The 18,541-nt window shown below is 60.6% G+C and carries 18 protein-coding genes; 8 read left to right on the top strand and 10 right to left on the bottom strand.

Annotated features, from left to right (window positions below; genetic code table 11):
• The first annotated feature begins 47 nt into the window (after positions 1 to 47).
• Positions 48 to 599, top strand: a complete 552-nt coding sequence (locus tag Thiosp_RS17800; protein ID WP_201067758.1) for an L-threonylcarbamoyladenylate synthase — start codon at positions 48 to 50, stop codon at positions 597 to 599.
• Positions 600 to 645: 46 nt separating this feature from the next.
• On the opposite strand, the gene Thiosp_RS17795 is transcribed toward Thiosp_RS17800, so the two are convergent.
• Positions 646 to 1,056, bottom strand: a complete 411-nt coding sequence (locus Thiosp_RS17795; protein WP_201067757.1) for a hypothetical protein — start codon at positions 1,054 to 1,056, stop codon at positions 646 to 648.
• 173 nt (positions 1,057 to 1,229) lie between these two features.
• On the opposite strand from Thiosp_RS17795, the gene rsxA reads away from it, so the two are divergent.
• From rsxA to Thiosp_RS17765, 6 genes are all read left to right on the top strand, one after another.
• Positions 1,230 to 1,811 (top strand): electron transport complex subunit RsxA, encoded by a 582-nt coding sequence (gene rsxA, locus Thiosp_RS17790; protein WP_201067756.1) that lies wholly within the window; start codon positions 1,230 to 1,232, stop codon positions 1,809 to 1,811.
• 93 nt (positions 1,812 to 1,904) lie between these two features.
• Entirely contained in the window at positions 1,905 to 2,513 is a 609-nt protein-coding gene (gene rsxB / locus Thiosp_RS17785) for an electron transport complex subunit RsxB (RefSeq protein ID WP_201067755.1), read from the top strand.
• A gap of 73 nt (positions 2,514 to 2,586) precedes the next feature.
• Positions 2,587 to 4,284 (top strand): electron transport complex subunit RsxC, encoded by a 1,698-nt coding sequence (gene rsxC, locus Thiosp_RS17780; RefSeq protein WP_201067754.1) that lies wholly within the window; start codon positions 2,587 to 2,589, stop codon positions 4,282 to 4,284.
• On the top strand, positions 4,281 to 5,342 hold the full coding sequence (rsxD, locus tag Thiosp_RS17775; protein ID WP_207188088.1) for an electron transport complex subunit RsxD: 1,062 nt from the start codon (positions 4,281 to 4,283) through the stop codon (positions 5,340 to 5,342). Before rsxC ends, rsxD begins: the two co-directional genes overlap by 4 nt.
• 181 nt (positions 5,343 to 5,523) lie before the next feature.
• A complete protein-coding gene (gene rsxG / locus Thiosp_RS17770) occupies positions 5,524 to 6,249 on the top strand; it encodes an electron transport complex subunit RsxG (protein ID WP_242518686.1) in 726 nt (241 codons plus the stop codon).
• Positions 6,249 to 6,956, top strand: coding sequence for an electron transport complex subunit E (locus Thiosp_RS17765; protein WP_201067753.1), 708 nt, complete (start codon positions 6,249 to 6,251; stop codon positions 6,954 to 6,956). Before rsxG ends, Thiosp_RS17765 begins: the two co-directional genes overlap by 1 nt.
• Positions 6,957 to 7,064: 108 nt before the next feature.
• Here Thiosp_RS17765 and Thiosp_RS17760 read toward each other — a convergent pair whose 3' ends face one another.
• From Thiosp_RS17760 to Thiosp_RS17750, 3 genes are all read right to left on the bottom strand, one after another.
• Positions 7,065 to 8,525, bottom strand: coding sequence for a hypothetical protein (locus Thiosp_RS17760; protein ID WP_201067752.1), 1,461 nt, complete (start codon positions 8,523 to 8,525; stop codon positions 7,065 to 7,067).
• Positions 8,526 to 8,763: 238 nt separating this feature from the next.
• A complete protein-coding gene (locus Thiosp_RS17755) occupies positions 8,764 to 9,438 on the bottom strand; it encodes a DUF3334 family protein (RefSeq protein WP_201067751.1) in 675 nt (224 codons plus the stop codon).
• Between the two features lie 119 nt (positions 9,439 to 9,557).
• Complete coding sequence (locus tag Thiosp_RS17750) at positions 9,558 to 10,649, bottom strand: ligand-binding sensor domain-containing protein (RefSeq protein ID WP_201067750.1); 1,092 nt, start codon at positions 10,647 to 10,649, stop codon at positions 9,558 to 9,560.
• Positions 10,650 to 11,216: 567 nt separating this feature from the next.
• Between Thiosp_RS17750 and Thiosp_RS17745 the strand changes: the two genes are divergently transcribed.
• Complete coding sequence (locus tag Thiosp_RS17745) at positions 11,217 to 12,443, top strand: formylglycine-generating enzyme family protein (RefSeq protein WP_201067749.1); 1,227 nt, start codon at positions 11,217 to 11,219, stop codon at positions 12,441 to 12,443.
• Between the two features lie 67 nt (positions 12,444 to 12,510).
• Here Thiosp_RS17745 and Thiosp_RS17740 read toward each other — a convergent pair whose 3' ends face one another.
• The 6 genes from Thiosp_RS17740 to Thiosp_RS17715 form a co-directional block, all read right to left on the bottom strand.
• Complete coding sequence (locus Thiosp_RS17740; RefSeq protein WP_201067748.1) at positions 12,511 to 12,948, bottom strand: PaaI family thioesterase; 438 nt, start codon at positions 12,946 to 12,948, stop codon at positions 12,511 to 12,513.
• A 30-nt stretch (positions 12,949 to 12,978) separates the two neighbouring features.
• The gene (locus Thiosp_RS17735) at positions 12,979 to 14,337 is read right to left on the bottom strand and encodes a phenylacetate--CoA ligase family protein (protein ID WP_242518685.1); all 1,359 of its coding nucleotides are present in this window, start codon (positions 14,335 to 14,337) and stop codon (positions 12,979 to 12,981) included.
• A gap of 4 nt (positions 14,338 to 14,341) precedes the next feature.
• A complete protein-coding gene (locus Thiosp_RS17730; protein WP_009147182.1) occupies positions 14,342 to 14,779 on the bottom strand; it encodes an ACT domain-containing protein in 438 nt (145 codons plus the stop codon).
• A 79-nt stretch (positions 14,780 to 14,858) separates the two neighbouring features.
• Positions 14,859 to 16,193, bottom strand: a complete 1,335-nt coding sequence (locus tag Thiosp_RS17725; RefSeq protein WP_201067746.1) for a phenylacetate--CoA ligase family protein — start codon at positions 16,191 to 16,193, stop codon at positions 14,859 to 14,861.
• Between the two features lie 66 nt (positions 16,194 to 16,259).
• Positions 16,260 to 16,748 (bottom strand): indolepyruvate oxidoreductase subunit beta, encoded by a 489-nt coding sequence (locus tag Thiosp_RS17720; protein WP_201067745.1) that lies wholly within the window; start codon positions 16,746 to 16,748, stop codon positions 16,260 to 16,262.
• Between the two features lie 93 nt (positions 16,749 to 16,841).
• Positions 16,842 to 18,464 (bottom strand): thiamine pyrophosphate-dependent enzyme, encoded by a 1,623-nt coding sequence (locus Thiosp_RS17715; RefSeq protein ID WP_201067743.1) that lies wholly within the window; start codon positions 18,462 to 18,464, stop codon positions 16,842 to 16,844.
• Between the last annotated feature and the right edge of the window lie 77 nt (positions 18,465 to 18,541).

Genomic DNA, 18,541 nt, shown 5'->3' with positions numbered 1-18,541 from the left:
CGCGAATCGCAGAGGAAAACCCAGCTGTAATCACAGTGGAACAGCGCATGAACCATCGCCTGCGCCTGGCTCGGGATGTCCTGCGCTCGGGCGGCGTGCTGGCCTATCCGACCGAGGCGGTTTATGGACTCGGCTGCGATCCGCGTAATGAGCGCGCACTTGAGCGCTTGCTCGCGCTCAAGCAGCGCTCACCCGACAAAGGGCTGATCCTCATCGCTGCGGACTACGCCGATCTGCGGCCTTTCGTGCTGGAGCTTGCGCCCGAGCGCATGGCCGAGATTTTTGCCAGCTGGCCTGGGCCAAATACCTGGCTGCTCCCGGCTCGCGGCGACACATCGCAACTGTTGACCGGGCGTTTCGATACCCTGGCCGTGCGGGTCACGGCCCATCCGTTGGCAGCGGCGCTGTGTCGTGCCTTTGCTGGCGCTTTGGTCTCGACCAGTGCCAACCTGGCCTCGCGCCCACCCGCGCGGCGGGCGTGGCAGATCGGCAGGCGTCTGGATTCAAAACCGGATTATGGGCTGGTCGGCGACTGCGGCGGTCGCGGCCAACCCTCGCGCATCCGCGATGGCCGTTCCGGCCAGGTGTTGCGCGCCTGAACGGCATTTGTCTTGCCTGCTGATCGCACGAGCCGATCACACGTAGTTATTCGCCGGGGGTGCTGGCGGAGGACTCAGTGTCTGATTTTTTTTCTTCAGCGTCGCGCGACGCTTTGCGCGATGAGGTGATCTGGTAGTAGAACAACCAGACCACGAAGGCAAAGAAACCGATCATCTCGAATTTGGCGTAAGAATGAATTTCCACGGGGTCGATCCTCCTGGCTTGCTGATAACGCTGGCGTCTGACCTGATAGAGGCGGCGACGCGAGCGGTCTGTGGTGGCGAACTGCCTATCAAGAACAGTTGGGGCGCCGACCTCGGTCGCAAAGCTCAAAGCCCTTTCGCTGTGCGAGGGTTTTATGCGGTTGTTTGGCGCCGGAAAGATCGCTAGACTTTCCGGCTTGGCAGCCGTTGGGCGCTGCCGCGGTTCTTGAACGCTCGGGCGGTTCGGCGTCATGGTCCGGCGCCCGGGGCGATATCGGCGCGAGCGTCGATGTGCCCGGAAGCTGCCAGACGGGACTAGATCCGGCCAGCTGTTGTTATCCGTCGGTCAAGCAAGCCAAGTGCCCCGAGCAGATTGCCGATTCGCTTCAAACCCATGCCATTTGCCCGAAAAGGCCCGAATCCCGCATGACCGAGTACGCGCTTATCCTGGTCAGCACCGTGCTGGTCAACAACTTTGTTCTGGTCAAATTTTTGGGCCTCTGTCCCTTCATGGGGGTGTCCAAGAAGCTCGAGACCGCGATCGGCATGGGGCTCGCCACCACCTTCGTGCTGACGCTCTCGTCGGTGACCTCATGGATGGTCAATGCCTTCCTGCTTGAGCCCCTGGGCATCGAGTACCTGCGCACCATCGCTTTTATCCTGGTGATCGCCGTGGTGGTGCAGTTCACCGAGACTGTTATGCACAAGACCAGCCCGGTGCTCTATCAGGTGCTGGGTATTTTCCTGCCGTTGATCACCACCAATTGCGCGGTGCTCGGTGTGGCTCTGCTCAACCTGCAGGAGCAACGCAGCTTCATCGATGCGACCCTCTACGGTTTCGGCGCGGCTGTCGGATTCTCGCTGGTGCTGGCGCTTTTTGCCGCGGTGCGCGAGCGGGTCGCGGTGGCCGATGTGCCCGAGCCGTTTCAGGGCAGCCCCATTGCCCTGATTACCGCCGGGTTGATGTCGCTGGCTTTTATGGGTTTTGCTGGATTGGTTTCAAATTGAGCAGGGTCCGATCCTTCTGGCCCGGACAGCGAGAGCGGGCGCACAGCTGCCCGACTGTGACAGTTTCGCACTTGCGAAGGAGTTAATCGCACCATGTTGGTTGCCATCGGAGCCGTTGCCATGCTGGCCATTGTGTTCGGCTTGCTGCTCGGCTACTCCGCCATTCGCTTCCATATCGACGGCGATCCCATCGCCGATCAGGCCGAGGCGCTGTTGCCGCAGAGCCAATGCGGGCAATGCGGCTATCCAGGCTGTCGACCCTATGCCGAGGCGGTGGCTTCTGGCGAGGCGGACATCAACCTCTGCTCGCCAGGCGGGGAGGGCACCATGCTGGCGCTGGCCGATTTGCTCGGACGCGAGCCGGCGGCGCTCGGTGATGTTGTTCCCAAGCCCAAGGCGCTCGCTGTGATCAACGAGCAGGACTGCATCGGCTGCACCAAATGCCTGCAATCTTGCCCGGTGGACGCCATTGTCGGCGCCGCCAAGAACCTTCACGCAGTCATTGCCAGCGAGTGCACCAGCTGCGAGCTGTGCGTCCCCACCTGTCCAGTCGAGTGCATCCACATGGTCCCGGTCGAGGAGAATCTCGCCAACTGGAAGTGGCCCTATCCCCAGCCCATCGCGCTCGCGCCATCGTCTGTGGTGTCGGAGCGACCGGCGGAGAGCTCCAATCAGAGCGACGACGAACGTGAGGCGGCCTGAGGGTCGATAATCGCATCTGGCGCAATCACCAATTTCCATCCCGGACTCAAATTCCGGACATGAAAACCCGGATATGAATACAAGCAGTCAACCACATACCCAGGCATCGCCTGGACTGGCCTCGCATCCCAAGGTCAATCCGTCGCAAAAGCTGTGGAAATTCCACGGTGGCGTGCATTTGCCCGAAGAGAAAGATCTCTCCAACCAAGGGCCGGTGGTGGCAACGGCGGTGCCAAAGCGCCTGGTGATCCCGCTTGCCCAGCACATCGGTGCGCCTACTCGCCCCTGTGTGAAGGTCGGTGACCGGGTCTTTAAAGGGCAGATGATTGGCGAGCCTCAGGGCTACGTCAGCGCGCCCGTGCATGCGTCGAGCTCAGGTGTGGTGACGGCCATCGAGCAGCATGCCATGCCGCATCCGTCCGGGCTGCCGGCGCCAAGCGTGATCATCGAGACCGACGGCGAGGATGCCTGGGCCTCCGATCTGCCAGAGCCGGTGACGGATTTTCATCAGCTCGACGCTGATGCACTGCGCACGCGGGTGCGGATGGCTGGAATCGTCGGCTTGGGCGGCGCGTCTTTCCCTTCGAGCGTCAAGCTCAATCCGGGCAAGGATCAACCGATCGACACCTTGGTGCTGAACGGCGCCGAATGCGAGCCTTACATCACCTGCGACGACATGCTGATGCGTGATCGCGCCGCGGATATCATCACCGGCGCGCGTATCATTGTGCATCTACTTGGTGCTGAGCGCTGCCTGATCGGCATTGAGGACAACAAGCCCGAGGCCATAGCCGCTATGCGCGCGGCGGTGGCAGAGCAGCAGCCGCAGACGTCCGCGAGTATCAAGGTGCTGGTGATTCCGACCCTCTACCCGAGCGGCGGCGAAAAGCAGTTAATTCGCATCCTGACCGGCAAGGAAGTGCCCACCCATGGCATCCCGGCGCAGATCGGCGTGGTCTGTCAGAACGTCGGCACGGTCGCGGCCGTGGCGGATGCGGTTCTGCGTGGTCATCCGTTGGTCGAGCGCTTCGTCACAGTTACCGGTCGCGGTATCGCCAAACCCGGCAATTTCCGCGTGCGCGTCGGTACGCTCGCTAACGAGCTGGTTGCGGCCAGCGGCGGCTACACGGGCGAACTGGCCAAGTTGGTTGCTGGCGGCCCGATGATGGGCGCAAATCTCGCAACCGATGCGGTGCCCATCACCAAGGCGACCAACTGTATCCTGGCGCTGACACCGGCGGAGTCGCCCGATCCGGGGGCGGCAACGCCATGCATCCGCTGCGGCCAGTGCGCTCAGGTCTGCCCGGCCAATCTGCTCCCGCAGCAGCTCTACTGGCATGCGCGCGCCAAAGATCTCGACAAGGTGCAGGACTACAACCTGTTCGATTGTATTGAATGCGGCTGTTGCGCCCATGTGTGCCCGGCGCATATCCCGCTGGTGCAATATTACCGCTACGCCAAGAACGAGAGCTGGGCGCGCGAGCGCGAAAAACGCGCATCAGAGCATGCCAAAAAGCGTCATGAGGCGCGCGAGGCACGACTCGAGCGGCTGGACCGCGAGCGCAAGGCCAAGCTGCGCAAGAAGAAAGAAGCCATCACGCCCAAGACCAAGACGGTGCCGGGCAAATCCGCCTCCGTGGGCGGCGCCGAGAAAACCGCTCCTGCTGGAGCTGGTGAAACACCCATCGCCGGTGGTGGAGACGACGCTGGCGCTCAAGGCACCAAACAGCCGGCCGATCGCCAGACTGAGACAGCGGGGAATGCACCATGATTGCCGGGTCACTGACATCCTCCCCGCACAGCGCGCGCATCAGCCGCGTCGATCAGGTCATGCTGCAGGTGTGCCTGGCACTGATTCCGGGCACGGTCGCCATGGTCTGGTTCTTTGGCTGGGGCATCATCATCAATATGCTGCTGGCAAGCGTTTTCGCGGTCGCGGCCGAGGCGCTGGTGATGAAGGCGCGTGGCCGTCCAGCCTTGCCCGCTGTGCGCGATCTCAGCGCTGTGGTGACAGCCCTGCTGTTCGCCATCACGGTCCCGCCGACGCTGCCCTGGTGGCTGACCCTGATTGGCATCCTGTTCGCGATTGTCATCGTCAAGCAGCTCTACGGCGGGATTGGCTACAACCCCTTCAATCCGGCCATGGCGGGCTATGTTTTCCTGCTGATTTCCTACCCGGTGGCGACCACCAGCTGGCTGCCGCCGGATGTGCCATCCTTGCTTGAGGCGCGCGACCTGGTGCACCTGTCCTTCGTCGATTCGGTGCGGCTGATCTTCACTGGTGGACTGCCACTCGAGACCACCTGGGATGCTGTCAGCGGTGCCACGCCGCTCGATGAACTGCGCACCCGGCTGGATCAGAACGTGCTGATGGCGGACATTCGCCAAAGCCCGCTGTGGGGCTGGGTCGGCGGCCAGGGCTGGGAGTGGGTGGCCGCAGGCTTTCTGCTCGGCGGGCTTTATTTGATCGCCATTCGCGTGATCACCTGGCATATCCCTGTGAGTTTACTTGGCAGTCTGGCACTGCTGGCCGGGCTCTTCTGGCTGTTTGATCCCAATCATTTTCCCGCACCCTGGTTCCACCTGTTCTCCGGCGGCGCCATGCTCGGGGCCTTCTTTATCGCGACCGACCCGGTCAGCGCTGCGACCACCAAACGCGGGCAACTGGTCTTCGGCGCCCTGATTGGCGCGGTCGTCTTCGTGATCCGCACCTGGGGCGGCTACCCGGACGCAGTCGCCTTTGGTGTCTTGCTGTTGAACATCGCCGCCCCCACGATCGATCACTATACGCAGCCCCGAGTCTTTGGCCATGCACGCGGTAAGTCCTAGGCGGGAGTAAGTGGCTTGGTTCCGGGCCGGGTAACGGGCGCGGGGGGACGCCGTGAATACATCCCTGTAGGCTTCCCAGCGGCGTCCTGCCGCTGGAAACCCCCCGCGCCCGTTACCCGGCCCGAAACTGGAAGCTCCTGCTGGAAACTCGCGTGCTATCGTGACAATTGAGTGCGTCATTATGAAAAAAACACCCATCCTGATTGCCGGTTTTATCCTCGGTGCCTTCTCGGTGGCGGGGGTTGGTCTGGTCGCGGTGACCCATGCGATGACCGACAACCGCATCGCCGACAACCAACGCAATGCGATGCTGAACAAGCTCGAGGCCATTGTGCCGGCCGGGCGCGTAAAAAATGATCCGCTCGCCGATCGCATTCAAGTCAGCGCGCCCGATCTGCTCGGCGGGCAGACCACTGAAATCTTTCGCGTTCGCGATGGTGATGATCCGGTCGCGCTGATTCTGCAGCCGATTGTTCCCGATGGTTATGCCGGTGCGATTCGCCTCTTGGTCTCGGTGCTGCCCGACGGCACTCTTGGGGGCGTGCGGGTGCTTGAGCATCACGAAACACCCGGCTTGGGCGACAAGATCGACGAGAAAAAGTCCGATTGGATCATCAAGGAATTTACCGGCAAGTCCATTGGCAATCCGCCAGCCGAACAGTGGCATGTGAAGCGCGACGGCGGCGTCTTCGACCAGTTCACCGGCGCCACCATCACCCCGCGATCCATCGTCGAGGCGGTGTATGACACCTTGATCTATGTAGGCCAGCAGGAGCAGCGGTTGTATGCGGAGCCAGCCATTGGTGTCGATGACGCGCCTGAGCAGGAGCAGGGGGTGGAGATGCCTGGGCAAACCGACCAGACGCGCGTCGGGCCTTCCAACCCAGAGCGCGCAGGAGCCTCCTGATGGCCGAACAAAGCTACGCCGGTATCGTGCAGGATGGCCTCTGGAGCAATAACCAGGCCCTGGTCGCCATGCTCGGGCTCTGCCCGCTGCTGGCCGTCACCACTACTGCCACCAACGGCCTCGGCATGGGACTAGCCACCACCGCGGTGCTGGTGCTCTCCAATGGCACCGTCTCGCTGATCCGCAATCTGGTGCGCCCCGAGGTGCGCCTGCCGGTGTTCGTGCTGGTCATTGCCTCCTTCGTCACCGCGGTGGAGTTGACCATGCAGGCTTACCTCTATGACCTCTACCTGGTGCTCGGCCTGTTCATACCGCTGATTGTGACCAACTGCGCCATCATCGGCCGCGCCGAGGCTTTTGCCTCCAAGGCCCCGCTCGACAAGGCCCTAGTCGATGGCCTGGCGATGGGCTTTGGCTTCACCCTGGTGCTGATGGTACTGGGGGGGCTGCGCGAATTGCTGGGTCAGGGCACCCTGTTCTACCAAGCCGATCTGCTGCTCGGACCGGGCGCTGCCGGCTTCGGCCTGTCCCTAGGCGAGAACTTTCCTGGGGCGTTGCTGGCTATTCTTCCCCCTGGAGCTTTTATCGGGCTAGGACTGCTGGTCGCGCTGAAGAACGTGATCGATAAGCGCGCGGAGCGGCGGCGGATGGTCCAGCAAGCCGGGCTTCATGAGTCGGTTCCAGACGGCGTTCTGGCAAATAGTTAGCGATTCGAGATTACTTAAGACGCTCTGGCGTCAAAAAAGAAGAGGGCGCTGGATCTTATCCAGCGCCCTCTTTGCTTGGGTCTAGCCCTTAGGTTCTGTTCTGGTCAACTAATTTGTTTGTCCAGGGTTAAAGGGGAGGGGAGATCCAAAGGGGTTAGTAATCCAAGTGAAGTTGTATTGAGAGGTGTAGAAATCTTCGGGGATCGCTACTACGCCACCGTATGCTGTGCAAATGCAGCCTGCGGTGCATTGGGCTGAGGTGCCACCGCCGCTACCATCGGGGCAAAACGGATAATCAGGTTCTCCCTCTGCAGTTGTGGTCGGCGTTCCCGGGTTGAGGATGTCAATATCGCAAGAATAGCCGGTGTCACATCCGCACGCGCCGCCGTCTGGAAGGCCGTCGTTGTTGCTGTCAATCTGATAACCCGCGCAAGGTGCCGCAATCAGTCGTTTGTGATTGACCCGAATGTAATATGTTCCGGATTGTTGAATGCCAAGATTCCAGACTTCTGGGTCTGTGCGGGCATCGCATGTTGTGGGACAGACAGATGCAGAGTCGCAAGGCTCAAGGCCGCAGTTAGTCGTATTGAAGCTGACAAGGGCAGCCGCGTCGTACGGATCGGCTCCTGATACGATGTTACCGGCAAAAGCCTGCGGATCCATCGCGCGGGCTTGATCGAAAAATTGCACCAGCCAATTTCCGTTCGAGCAGAACTGACGATCACAAAACGAAAGCTGTACAATTTCATTGCCGGGACTTTCGTAAACATACCAGTCAGCTTCGCCCTGGCCCCATGTGTAGTCCGGGTCTCCTGCGACGACTCCAGAAAACTCTAGGTTGACCAAGCCATACATTGAGACGCCGTTCGTAATGTTGTCGGCGGCGTTCCATTCGTTATTCGGCTCGGTTTCGGCGTCGTAGTATCCGCCAGCAAAGGCCGGACCATCAAACGGAGATGGCTCCATGGCAACAGCGAGGTTGTAGGGCTGGTAGTTGAATTGGTCAAGGACCGGTTTGACGACGATATAGTAAGCGCCAGCAAGCCCAACGGTCGCGCGGTATGAGATTCCGGCCCTGGCAGATTCCACCGTTGTGAAGTCGGTATTGAACTCAGTCAGAACCATTCCAACCGCATTTCGAATGGAGACATTCCATCCGGTCATCAGGTTAGTATTGGCTTCTGGCAAAGAGAAATTGACGGTCAGATTGTAATTTTGGTCCGGGGTAACCAGGTAATACCAGTCTTGGTCTTCCCAACCATAGCTTTGGGCCCAGAAATTGACACTTGTCGTTAATGGGTCAGCGCTGATCAACGTGTCATTTGGTTCGGTCTCACCGTATTGTGCTGGTGGTAGTACGTTCGTTAAATTAATTGAACAGCTTGAGGGGTTTTGCCGGCATTGCTCGCGGCCGACCGGAACTCCGGCAGCGTAGCCATCTTGATAGCCAAGGTTATAGTTGTCGGTGACTGGTTGTGGGTCGCCACCGATTTCCATAGCCGCGAAAGCCGCAATGGGCAACGCTAGGCAGGACGCGGTCAATAAAAAGCGGGTAGGTTGGAAATTCATCACACTCCTCCAAGTGCCTGGACAGAAAAATGCCGGCGTTGGAAAGTCCCCCACGCCGCGGCTGTGCCTGGAGTATAGTTCAGAAATGCAGTGTTTGCAGGGGAAAAAGGCTAGAAAAAGAAACGATTTTCAGTCTTAATGAAGGCGGAATCTCGTAAGGTTCTTTATAATTTTGTTTTTTAAAGGGAAGTGCCAGAGGTTGATCCGCCCGCGAGTGCGCGAGATTGGGATCGGTCTCTCAGATTCCTAGCTCGTCGAACAGGGCTGCGTCTGCTTCGGACTGGGTGCTGTCGGGCTCTTTGTCGGCACCGCGGCTTCCCTGTTCGGCGAGGATACGGTCAGGGTCGTTTTCCTCGCGCTCGAAGTCGTGGAGCTTGATGAACTCAGTCTTGTCCATGGCAAGCTCCAGGTAGAACATCTTATTGTCCCTGGTCTTGAAGGCGACGCGCCGGGCCTGGGGGCGGTCGAGGTTGGTGTCGATGCTGACCATGACCTCCTTGTTGATGGTGAGCATCTTGGGCTGGTTCTGAGTGATGGAGACCAGCAGCTCATGGCCGACATTGCCGGTGAAGTCACCGACGATCTGGTTCATCAGCTCGCCGAGCATGTTGCCGACTTCTTCCGATGTGTGCTGGGTGGCGAGCTCGGACTCGGGCATGCCCATGGTCATCATATAGGCGCGGTAGATTTCCATCGCCGAGTCGGCCGAGAAGTTGATGATGACCAAGCCGGAAAAACCGCCATCGAAGAGCACGAAGCAGCCGATGTCGGGGCGCAGACAGGTGCGGGTGATCTTCTGCACCATCGGCGAGTAGCTGATGCCGGTATTGGTGGCGGTTGACAGGACCTTGGTGACCGAACTGCAGAGCATGGACAGGATGGCTTCGGTCGAGATAATTTTTGGTCTGGGCATGCTGGAGGCTTCGCCGGTGGATTCGCTCAAGGGTTGACCGGCGTCGATGAAGAACGCCGCGCGAACTTTCAGTATAGCTCGCGCAGCAGGCCTTGTGGGTTGGGTTCTAAAACCCGGCGTCAGGCTGTCGATTCGGGCTCGCCTTCGGATGACTCCTCCCGGCCGGGAAGCATCCAGCCGGCGATCAGCAGCAGCACAATGCCGCCGATGGAAATCCAATACCAGCCGGGGAGGCGCGCCGGGCCCCAGTGGTAAACGGCACCGGCGCTGATCATGACGCCATCCGGGGTCGGGCGAATCCAGCTGATGCCGAAGGGGAGGGTGCCCATGGGCTGCTTGACGGCAACAGCGGTTGCCGGCACATGCAGGTCGGTGTCGGTTTCAACCAGGTCGGCGTGCAGCAGGTGGCCGTCAGTGCCAATCCACAGATGCTGCGAACGCTTGCTGCTGGACGGTGCCAGGTAGAGCGACAGCACGCGGGTATCGCCATGCTCGGCGTCGAGCGGCTGCCAGGTCTCGCCCGGTCGGGATTGCCAGAAGAGCCCGGATTTGGTGCCGGCGATCAGCTTACCGCCCTCGGTGACGGCAAAGCTGTAGACATAGGCATCGGCTGGCAGTCCGGCGTTATTAGCCGGCCAGTCGCTGGCGATATTCTCCGGCTTGGTGCTGTGCACCCCGGCGCCGACGGTGCCGGCGTGTAGATAGGTTTCACCGTTGATGGTCTGGCTGATGAACCGATAAACGTTCATGCCTTGATTCATCACCCGGTTGCCGTCGGCGCTGAGCAGATGGATTCCAAGCTCATTGCCGGCGAGCAGTCCCGCGGGAGTTTGCATCAGGTCGCCAACGCGCCCGGTGAAGCTGATGCCGGGCGGCGGGTTGTAGACGCCGCCGGCGGTGCCCACCGGGTTGTCGCTCGGGTGGCCGAGAATGGTGGTGATGGGATGGCCGCCGAAGTCGAGCGGCAGGTGTTGCCACAGGCCGGCCTGATAGCTCCAGATCTCACCCGCCGAGGTGCCGGCTAGCAACGGCAGGCTTTGGTCGTCAGCGGGATTGACGCTACCTCCGGCGAGGTCGGTGACATGACCAGTGTAAGGCGGGCTGTTGCGCTCAAGGCGCTCGCCTCCGGGCATCAGCGGCCCGGCGACGGTGACAACAAGGCCGATGGCGGCGACGGTAATGGCAGCAGTTTTCTGTTGTTTTGGTGGCATCTTGATCTCTCTCCGGGGGGCTCTCCGGTCGGCAATTCCGGGTCAGTGCTAGCGTTTGGGTTAACCTTAACGAATTGGGGTGCGCGGGTGCTGACTCCAAGCGCGATCACCGCGTTTTGAGTAGTCCTTGGGACAATCGCCGCAGACCAGCAGACTTTGTTTGCGACGGTTGCGGTAGGTAGGACGTTCAGATTGGGTGGTTAGAGCTCGCCGTGGCCAAACAATTTTGGCGGATTCTACCAGCGCATCTGACGGTGACGTCGAGGTTACCTTTTTCGGTCTTTTTCTTGCCTTTGGCTTACAGCATGACTAAGCTTCCACTATTGACTTGCGCGAAGGTTAGTCCCAGTTGCATTCCCGGCCAATCTAGGACAAGCCGGCTCAGTCGTGCGAAATTTATCGCTTTTTCGATGCTGATGCAGCAAGGAAATTTGCGTCTTGCTAACTGACTGACCGGCAGTGCCTCAACTTTTTTCGGCAGTCGCTGCAGATGCCGTACAAGCGCCGCTCGGAGTTACGGATGGGCGCTTTCCGTAAAGTGCGATTTGTATTTAAGGACCCAATGCCATGTTCCTGAAAAAGACTAAACGTTTTTTCCTTTTATCGGTTTCAATCTCATTCCTCATTGTGGGAGCCGATCAAGCTCTTGCCCAATCTGGAACTGAAAATGTTATCTGGTTTCGCAGCGACAACCTGAAAGCCAACTTTTACACCATAGATACTGAGGAAATGAACCAATTCTTGCAATTTTTCAGCGAAAATTGGCGGTATGAAGGTCCCGCATGGGCCACTTTCCCAGATGTTTCAGATCCTAACGCTAAACCTGTTTTCCGCTTCTATCGTGAGTCTCGTGAGTGGCCGCCAATGGCGTTCTACTACACGATTAGCGAACAGCAGAAGAATCGTATCATTCTGACCAGACCAGAATGGGTTTACGCGGGGATTGCATGGTATGCATATGACGTCCCTCGTGATGGCGCGCTCCCTGTCTATACTTTTAACCTTCCCTCTGAAGGCAGTTTTGCCTACGTGTATGCCGGAGATGTAGAGGATTTCACTGCACGTTACCCGGGCGCAAATCAAAAGGGAATTGCTTGGTATGCCTTTCCTGCAGATCGATCCGAAGAGCTCGTGCCGATGGAGCAGGTCACCGGCGGGTGCTTTAATCTTGGCGGTCAACCTGGCGGCATTGCCTGGGTGTGTATTGATGATTTCGAGATGGGCCGCTTTGAGGTAACCCAGTCCTTGTGGCAGGCAATCATGGGAGAAGATCCATCACGTTGGTTTTACCAGTGCGATAATTGTCCAGTCGAGAATGTGAGTTGGCACGAAGCTCAACTGTTTATCGAGAGGCTCAACCTGGTTACTTCCAGTTCTTATCGGTTACCAACGGAAGCAGAATGGGAATATGCTTGCCGCAGTGGTGGCCTTGACCAAGATTTCTGCGGGGGCGACGATATCAATTCCCTGGCTTGGTATCTTGATAACGCAGAGGGTCATCCGCATGATGTCGGGCAATTGGCGCCAAACCTGATTGGCCTTTATGATCTTAGCGGAAACGTTGGGGAGTGGACCTGCTCAACTTTCAATTCAGATTATTTGGATGATCTCCTGGAATACCCGGATCATCTGAACGACGCATTGGAATGTGGTTTGCAACTAAGCCAGGGTTATCGAGTTGTTCGCGGGGGTTCTTGGAGCCAAGCTGCCGGCGAAAACTCATCGACTTCCCGATCTGGTTGGTTGCCGACAGTTCAATCACCGAGCATCGGGCTGCGATTGGTTCGCGATTAACCGACACATAATCCACTTAGTCCCACCAAGCGATTCGATCAGCCAAGATGTATAACTGGTTTAGGATCTAATTCTGAGCCTGGTGGGCGCTTGAGTGGACAATCTGATCGAGCGTCTCGCGCTTGCGATAGACGGTGCCCTGAAAACTGGCAAGGGTGTCATCCTGCTCGTTGGAGATGCGAATCTGATAGGTCGCGAGCTTGGGGTTGAAGGCGGTCTCCTCGGCGTCAGCATACAAGGTGCCGGAGCTGACGCCCTTGTGGTATGCGATGGACACATTGATGCCGAGCGCGATCTGGCCGTGGGAGTTGGATGCGACGGCAAACGCCAGGTCGGCCAGCGCGAAAATTGCGCCGCCGTGCACGATGCCGACGCCATTCAGGTGGCGCTCGTCAATCGCAAGTTTGGCGCGGGCGCGGCCGGGCGACACCTCCAGCAGTTCGATGCCGAGATACTCGGCGAAGCGGTCGCCGCTGAAATACTTGCGCACAAGGGATTCATCCATGCTGTCGGTCTCTGCTGAAATCAGAAGGGATTAAGGAGCCTTTTGGCCGTCGTTGAGGTTGCGTCTGTCAACGACCCGCTTGGCCTTGCCGACGAAGCGCTCCAGGCTGCGTGGCTCGACCAGCTCGACTCGTGCGCGAATGCCGGCGATGGCGTGGATTTCCGAGCCGATCCGCTCGCGCAGGGCCTGCATGCGGTCCATGCGGTCGGAGAACATCTCGCGGTGGATTTCCACCTTCACCGTCAGCTCGTCCATCGATCTGCCTGGGGTGCCGGGACGGTCGACCTCGATTAGATAATGTGCCGTGGTGCCCTCGACCCGCAGCAGGGCCTCTTCGATTTGCGACGGGAAGAGATTCACGCCGCGGATAATCAGCATGTCGTCGCTGCGCCCGGTCACCCGGCTCATGCGCAGGCTGGTGCGGCCGCAGGGGCAGGGGTCGCGATACAGCCGCGCGATGTCGCGGGTGCGGTAGCGCAGCAGCGGCATGGCCTCGCGTGTCAGGGAGGTGATGACCAGTTCGCCAGGCTCGCCCTCGGGCACGGGCTCCAGCGTGTCCGGGTCCAGGCACTCGACCAGGAAGTGGTCGTCCTGGATGTGCATGCCGTTGCGCGCGCTGCATTCGCCGCTGACCCCTGGGCCGATGACTTCCGACAGGCCATAGTTATTAAACGCCTGGATGTCGAGCTGTTGTTCGATCTCCAGGCGCAGGTCTTCGGTCCAGGGCTCGCCGCCGAAGTGGCCGAAGCGAATCGGTAGGCTGCGCGGGTCGATGCCGAGTTCGCGCGCGCCGTCAGCGATGGTGAGCGCATAGCTCGGGGTGCAGATGAGTACTTCGGGGTTAAGCTCGCGCATGATGGTGAGCTGGCGGCGGGTGTTGCCAGCGGCGGCGGGGATAATGGCCGCGCCGACGCGCTCGATACCATAGTGCAGGCCGAAGCCGCCGGTGAAGAGGCCGTAGCCGAAGGCGACCTGCACCGTGTGCTGTGGTTGCAGCCCACCGGCGACCAGAAAGCGCGCGCACAGATCAGCCCAGAGCGCGAGATCCTTCTTGGTGTAGGCGACAAAGGTTGGTGTGCCCGTGGTGCCGGAGGAGCCGTGAATGCGCGCAACGTCGCTGCGCGGCACCGTCAGGAAGCCGAACGGATGTTGCCGGCGCAGATCCTCCTTGGTGGTGAAGGGCAGGCGCTGCAAGTCATCAAGGGTGCGGATGCGCGCCGGGCTGATGTCGTGGCGCAGTAAATGACCGCGGTAGAAAGGCACCTGCCCGATGCGCGCGACGAGCGCTTGCAGGCGCTCGAGCTGCAGCGCTTGGCGCTGCGGGGTCGGGAGGGTTTCGGCTTTGGTGTCCCAAATCGCGGTGTGGGAAGCGGGGGAGCTGTCTTGCATGCACTCAGCCGTCGGCATGAATCAGCTCGTCGCCGTCGAGCGCGCGGATGCCCTGGTCGAGCAGCACCTTCACCGCTTGATCGGGGTCCTCGAAGCGGAAAATCAGAATCGCCTTGTCAGGCCGGTAGGAGGAGAAGGCGTACATGTACTCGATATTGACGCCAGCCTGATCCAGCACCTTGAGCACTTCGGCCAGTCCGCCGGGCCGATCCTCGACATCCACGGCGACGACTTCGGTCAGGTTGACCACCCAGCCGCCGTCTTCCAGCACCTGTTTGGCCTTGTCCCAGTCGCGCACGATGAGCCGCAGGATGCCGAACTGTGCGGTGTCGGCGAGCGACAGCGTGAGGATATTGATGCCGGCGGCGGCAATGGCCTCGAGCGGCGCATCCAGCCGTCCGGGGCGGTTTTCGAGAAACAGCGAGAGTTGTTGCAGTTTCATGGTGAGATTCCGAAAGTGGTCGCGGTGAAAGATGTCTCGCCCGTTTGGGCTGTTGCGCGGTGAAACAAGCCCAGGTCGATCAGTCCCCGCGTCGGTCGATCACCCGCTTGGCCTTGCCCTGGCTGCGCTCGATACTGCGCGGCTCGACCAGGCGCAGGGTGACGCGGATGCCGATGATGCGCTCAATGGCTTGGGCTAGGCGCGAGCGGACCTGCTCCATGGCGCGGATCTCGTCGCTGAAGACCTCGGGCGTGACCTCGACCTCAACCGTCATCTGATCCAGTCCCTGCTCGCGGGTCAGGATGATCTGATAATGCGGCAGGGTGCCTTCGACCGCGAGCAGCGCAGCCTCGACCTGGCTGGGGTACACATTCACCCCGCGCAGAATGATCATGTCGTCCGAGCGCCGACCGATGCGGCGAATACGCCGGATACTGCGCCCGCAGGTACAGGGCTCGGGGATGATGCGGGTGATATCGCGCGTGCGATAGCGGATCACCGGCATGGCCTTTTTGCTCAGCGTGGTGATGACCAGTTCGCCTTCCTCGCCATCGGGCAACACTTGGCCGCTGTCCGGGTCGATGATCTCGGGGTAGAAGTGATCCTCGAACACATGCAGCCCGTTCTGAGCCTCGCATTCGCTCGCCACGCCGGGGCCGATGATCTCTGAGAGGCCATAGATGTCGTAGGCCTTGATGTTGGCGGCTTCCTCAATGCGCGTGCGCATGGCATCCGACCAAGGCTCAGCGCCGAAGATGCCCACTTTGACTGGCATGTCGCGCAGATCGGCGTCGAGTTCTGCGGCGCGTTCCACCAGATAGGTAAAGTAGCTCGGCGTGCAGCAGAGCGCGGTGACGCCAAAGTCGCGCATCACCATGATCTGGCGGTCGGTATTGCCACCCGAGATGGGGATCACGGTGGCGCCCAGGGTCTCGGCGCCATAGTGCGCGCCCAGGCCGCCGGTGAAGAGCCCGTAGCCGAAGGCATTTTGCAGAATATCGCCGCGGTGCAACCCGCAGGAGGCGAAGGTGCGGGTCATCACCTCTGCCCAGACCTCAACGTCCGCCTGCGTATAGGCCACCACGATGGGTTTGCCCGTGGTACCCGAGGACGCATGCAACCGCACGATATCGGACATGGGGCTGGCGAAGAGCCCGAAGGGATAGGTATCGCGCAGGTCGGTTTTGACCATGAAGGGCAGTTGCTCGATATCCTCGAGGCCGCGAATACTCTCAGGGGTCAGCTTGCGTTCTTGTAGCCGGGTACGAAACAGCTCCACTCGCTCGTAAGCGCGGCTGACGACCGCGCGCAGGCGACGGAGCTGGACCTCCTTCAGGCGCTTTTCGGGCAGAAAATCCGGTGCACTGGCCGGGTGGAAACCGCCAGCATCGTCGTTCCAGAGCGCGTTGAGCATTCGTTTTCCTCTTTCGTCTCGTCGTCGATTTTGGAGCGCGCGGGCAAAAAAACCGCGTGTAGCAACTCAGCCAGGCATCGAAGCGCTGGCCCGACGCCCGATCGCGAATGCCTCGTCATTCAGGCGGTGCAGCTTCTCAGCCAGGTGCGCATGAACGGCCGCGAGCCAGTGGGTCTCGGCGATCTCCAGCACGCTCGACAGGGCGCCGAGCATGGCGACATTCAGGCTTTTTTTGTTCTTGAGCGCGTCGGGTGGAATTACGTCCGTTGTCAACAGCACGCCATCGGCACGCATCAGCGGTCGGTTGATCTCAACCTGCGAAGGCTCCAGCACCAGCAGTACGTCAGCTTGGCCGGTGGGGACCATGGGGCTCAATACCCGCTCGCCGAAGCGCACGTCGCTGGTCACTGAACCGCCGCGCTGACTCATGCCGTGCAGCTCGCTCTTTTTTACGTCGAAGCCGGCGCGGAAAGCCGCCTCGGCAAGAATGTCTGAGGCGGTGATGATGCCCTGGCCGCCGAGGCCGGCGATCACGATGTTGGTGGTGCTATGCATGGGTGTCTGAGTGGTCAGTATGTCGAGGCGAATGGATTTGCCTCAGAACTCGTGAGGGCGAATCGGTTTGCCCAGTCCAATTCCAATTGCCTGTCAGCTCGCCGGTGCTGCCGCGCATTGCTGGTCGGCGGCTTTTTCATAGAGCCGGATTTTCGGTGCGGCCAGCACGCACGGCTGGCGCACAATCATCAGTGCGGTCTCGTTGCGCGCCAGGCAGTCGGCGATGCAAGCCTTCAGATCGACATTCTTGGCCGACTCGTCGATCAACTCGACATGGGTGATGCCCAATGCCCGCCCGACGGCCTCGAAGTCCATGCGGTCGGCGCGCTCGTGGTTTAGAGAGCGGCCTGTGCCTGGGTGCTCCTGCTGGCCGGTCATGGCGGTGGTCTCATTGTCCAGAATCATCACCAGATGCCCAGTCTCCGGCGGGTTGTAGGCCATTTCGGCCAGGCCCGTCAGCCCCGAGTGGACAAAGGTGGAATCACCAATCACGCTGACCACTCGGCGCGCCTGCTCCTGCGGTAGCGCATGACGCAGGCCGAGTCCGGTGGTAATGCTTGCACCCATGCAAACGCAGGTATCCATGGCCGAGAAGGGTGGCAGCACGCCGAGGGTGTAGCAGCCAATGTCGCCGGCGACGATGCAGTCGAGTTCGCGCAGTGCATGAAAGACATTACGATGCGAGCAACCGGGGCAGAGCTCCGGCGGCTTGCCCTTGGGCTGAGCCGGCTCCTCGCTGTCATCTCCGGTGACGATGCGGTGCACGCGCGCGACATCCAGCTCGCCGAAGCGGAAGCGCTCGGTCTTGCCCTCGACTGGAATACCTGCGGCGCGTAGTTCCTCAACCAGCACCGGATCGCCTTCCTCGACCACTAGCACACGCTCGAATTGCTGAGCAAACTCACGAATGCGCGCGATTGGCAGCGGGTAGGTCAGGCCGAAGGTGAAATGGCTGGCCTCGGGCGCGGCCTCGCGCGCGTGCATCGCGCTGATGCCGGTGGAAATGATGCCGAGCGCCTGGCTGCCCATCTCGGTTTCCATGGGCCCCTCGGCCTCATTCCAGGCCGCGATCTCGGCGAGCTTGGTGCGCAGTCGGTGATGAGCGGGCTTGGCAAAGGCGGGAATCATGACCCGCGCCGGCACATCGCGGCGGAAGTTGACCGCTTTGGGGGAGATAGGCGCGCGTGGCTGCACCGGCGTTAGGGAATGACAGACGCGTGTGGTGAGTCGCAGCATGACTGGAATCTTCCAGCGCTCGGACAGTTCGAACCCAAGCCAGGTGAAGTCGTAGGCTTGTTGGGAATCGACCGGCTCCAGCATCGGGATGCCAGCCGCCCGCGCATAGCGGCGATTGTCCTGCTCGTTTTGGCTCGATGCCATGCCCGGGTCATCGGCCGAGACGATGACAAGTCCACCATCGACATCGGTGTAGGTGGCGGTGAACAGCGGGTCGGCCGCGACATTGAGCCCGACATGCTTCATGGTCACCAGCGAGCGCGCGCCGGCGAAGGCCACGCCGATGCCGACCTCGAGCGCGGTTTTTTCATTTGGCGACCACTGCGCCCGCCCGCCTAGGCGGTCGAAGGTCTCAAGAATCTCGGTTGAGGGGGTGCCGGGATAGCCGACGCCGAGCGTGGTGCCAGCATGCAAGGCCGCCAGGGCCACGGCATCGTCGCCGCTTAGGAGTTGGCGGGATTCGGTGAGGGAGTCAGTCATTGGGAGTCGAGCTCTGTCTGCAAGCGTTTCAACCGGCGATTATCAGCGTATCCCGGGAAGGCGGCAACCTGACCCGG

The sequence above is a fragment of the Thiorhodovibrio litoralis genome (genome assembly GCF_033954455.1).
GTDB lineage: Bacteria > Pseudomonadota > Gammaproteobacteria > Chromatiales > Chromatiaceae > Thiorhodovibrio > Thiorhodovibrio litoralis.
The sequence above is the reverse complement of the archived record's forward strand: the minus strand, read 5'-3'. Positions and strand labels throughout refer to the sequence as shown.

Excerpts from the sequence above, each read along its gene's own strand:
- Thiosp_RS17800 (WP_201067758.1), top strand. The coding sequence starts at position 48 with ATGAACCATCGCCTGCGCCTGGCTCGGGATGTCCTGCGCTCGGGCGGC.
- Thiosp_RS17795 (WP_201067757.1), bottom strand. The coding sequence starts at position 1,056 with ATGACGCCGAACCGCCCGAGCGTTCAAGAACCGCGGCAGCGCCCAACG.
- rsxA (WP_201067756.1), top strand. The coding sequence starts at position 1,230 with ATGACCGAGTACGCGCTTATCCTGGTCAGCACCGTGCTGGTCAACAAC.
- rsxB (WP_201067755.1), top strand. The coding sequence starts at position 1,905 with ATGTTGGTTGCCATCGGAGCCGTTGCCATGCTGGCCATTGTGTTCGGC.
- rsxC (WP_201067754.1), top strand. The coding sequence starts at position 2,587 with ATGAATACAAGCAGTCAACCACATACCCAGGCATCGCCTGGACTGGCC.
- rsxD (WP_207188088.1), top strand. The coding sequence starts at position 4,281 with ATGATTGCCGGGTCACTGACATCCTCCCCGCACAGCGCGCGCATCAGC.
- rsxG (WP_242518686.1), top strand. The coding sequence starts at position 5,524 with ATGAAAAAAACACCCATCCTGATTGCCGGTTTTATCCTCGGTGCCTTC.
- Thiosp_RS17765 (WP_201067753.1), top strand. The coding sequence starts at position 6,249 with ATGGCCGAACAAAGCTACGCCGGTATCGTGCAGGATGGCCTCTGGAGC.
- Thiosp_RS17760 (WP_201067752.1), bottom strand. The coding sequence starts at position 8,525 with ATGAATTTCCAACCTACCCGCTTTTTATTGACCGCGTCCTGCCTAGCG.
- Thiosp_RS17755 (WP_201067751.1), bottom strand. The coding sequence starts at position 9,438 with ATGCCCAGACCAAAAATTATCTCGACCGAAGCCATCCTGTCCATGCTC.
- Thiosp_RS17750 (WP_201067750.1), bottom strand. The coding sequence starts at position 10,649 with ATGCCACCAAAACAACAGAAAACTGCTGCCATTACCGTCGCCGCCATC.
- Thiosp_RS17745 (WP_201067749.1), top strand. The coding sequence starts at position 11,217 with ATGTTCCTGAAAAAGACTAAACGTTTTTTCCTTTTATCGGTTTCAATC.
- Thiosp_RS17740 (WP_201067748.1), bottom strand. The coding sequence starts at position 12,948 with ATGGATGAATCCCTTGTGCGCAAGTATTTCAGCGGCGACCGCTTCGCC.
- Thiosp_RS17735 (WP_242518685.1), bottom strand. The coding sequence starts at position 14,337 with ATGCAAGACAGCTCCCCCGCTTCCCACACCGCGATTTGGGACACCAAA.
- Thiosp_RS17730 (WP_009147182.1), bottom strand. The coding sequence starts at position 14,779 with ATGAAACTGCAACAACTCTCGCTGTTTCTCGAAAACCGCCCCGGACGG.
- Thiosp_RS17725 (WP_201067746.1), bottom strand. The coding sequence starts at position 16,193 with ATGCTCAACGCGCTCTGGAACGACGATGCTGGCGGTTTCCACCCGGCC.
- Thiosp_RS17720 (WP_201067745.1), bottom strand. The coding sequence starts at position 16,748 with ATGCATAGCACCACCAACATCGTGATCGCCGGCCTCGGCGGCCAGGGC.
- Thiosp_RS17715 (WP_201067743.1), bottom strand. The coding sequence starts at position 18,464 with ATGACTGACTCCCTCACCGAATCCCGCCAACTCCTAAGCGGCGACGAT.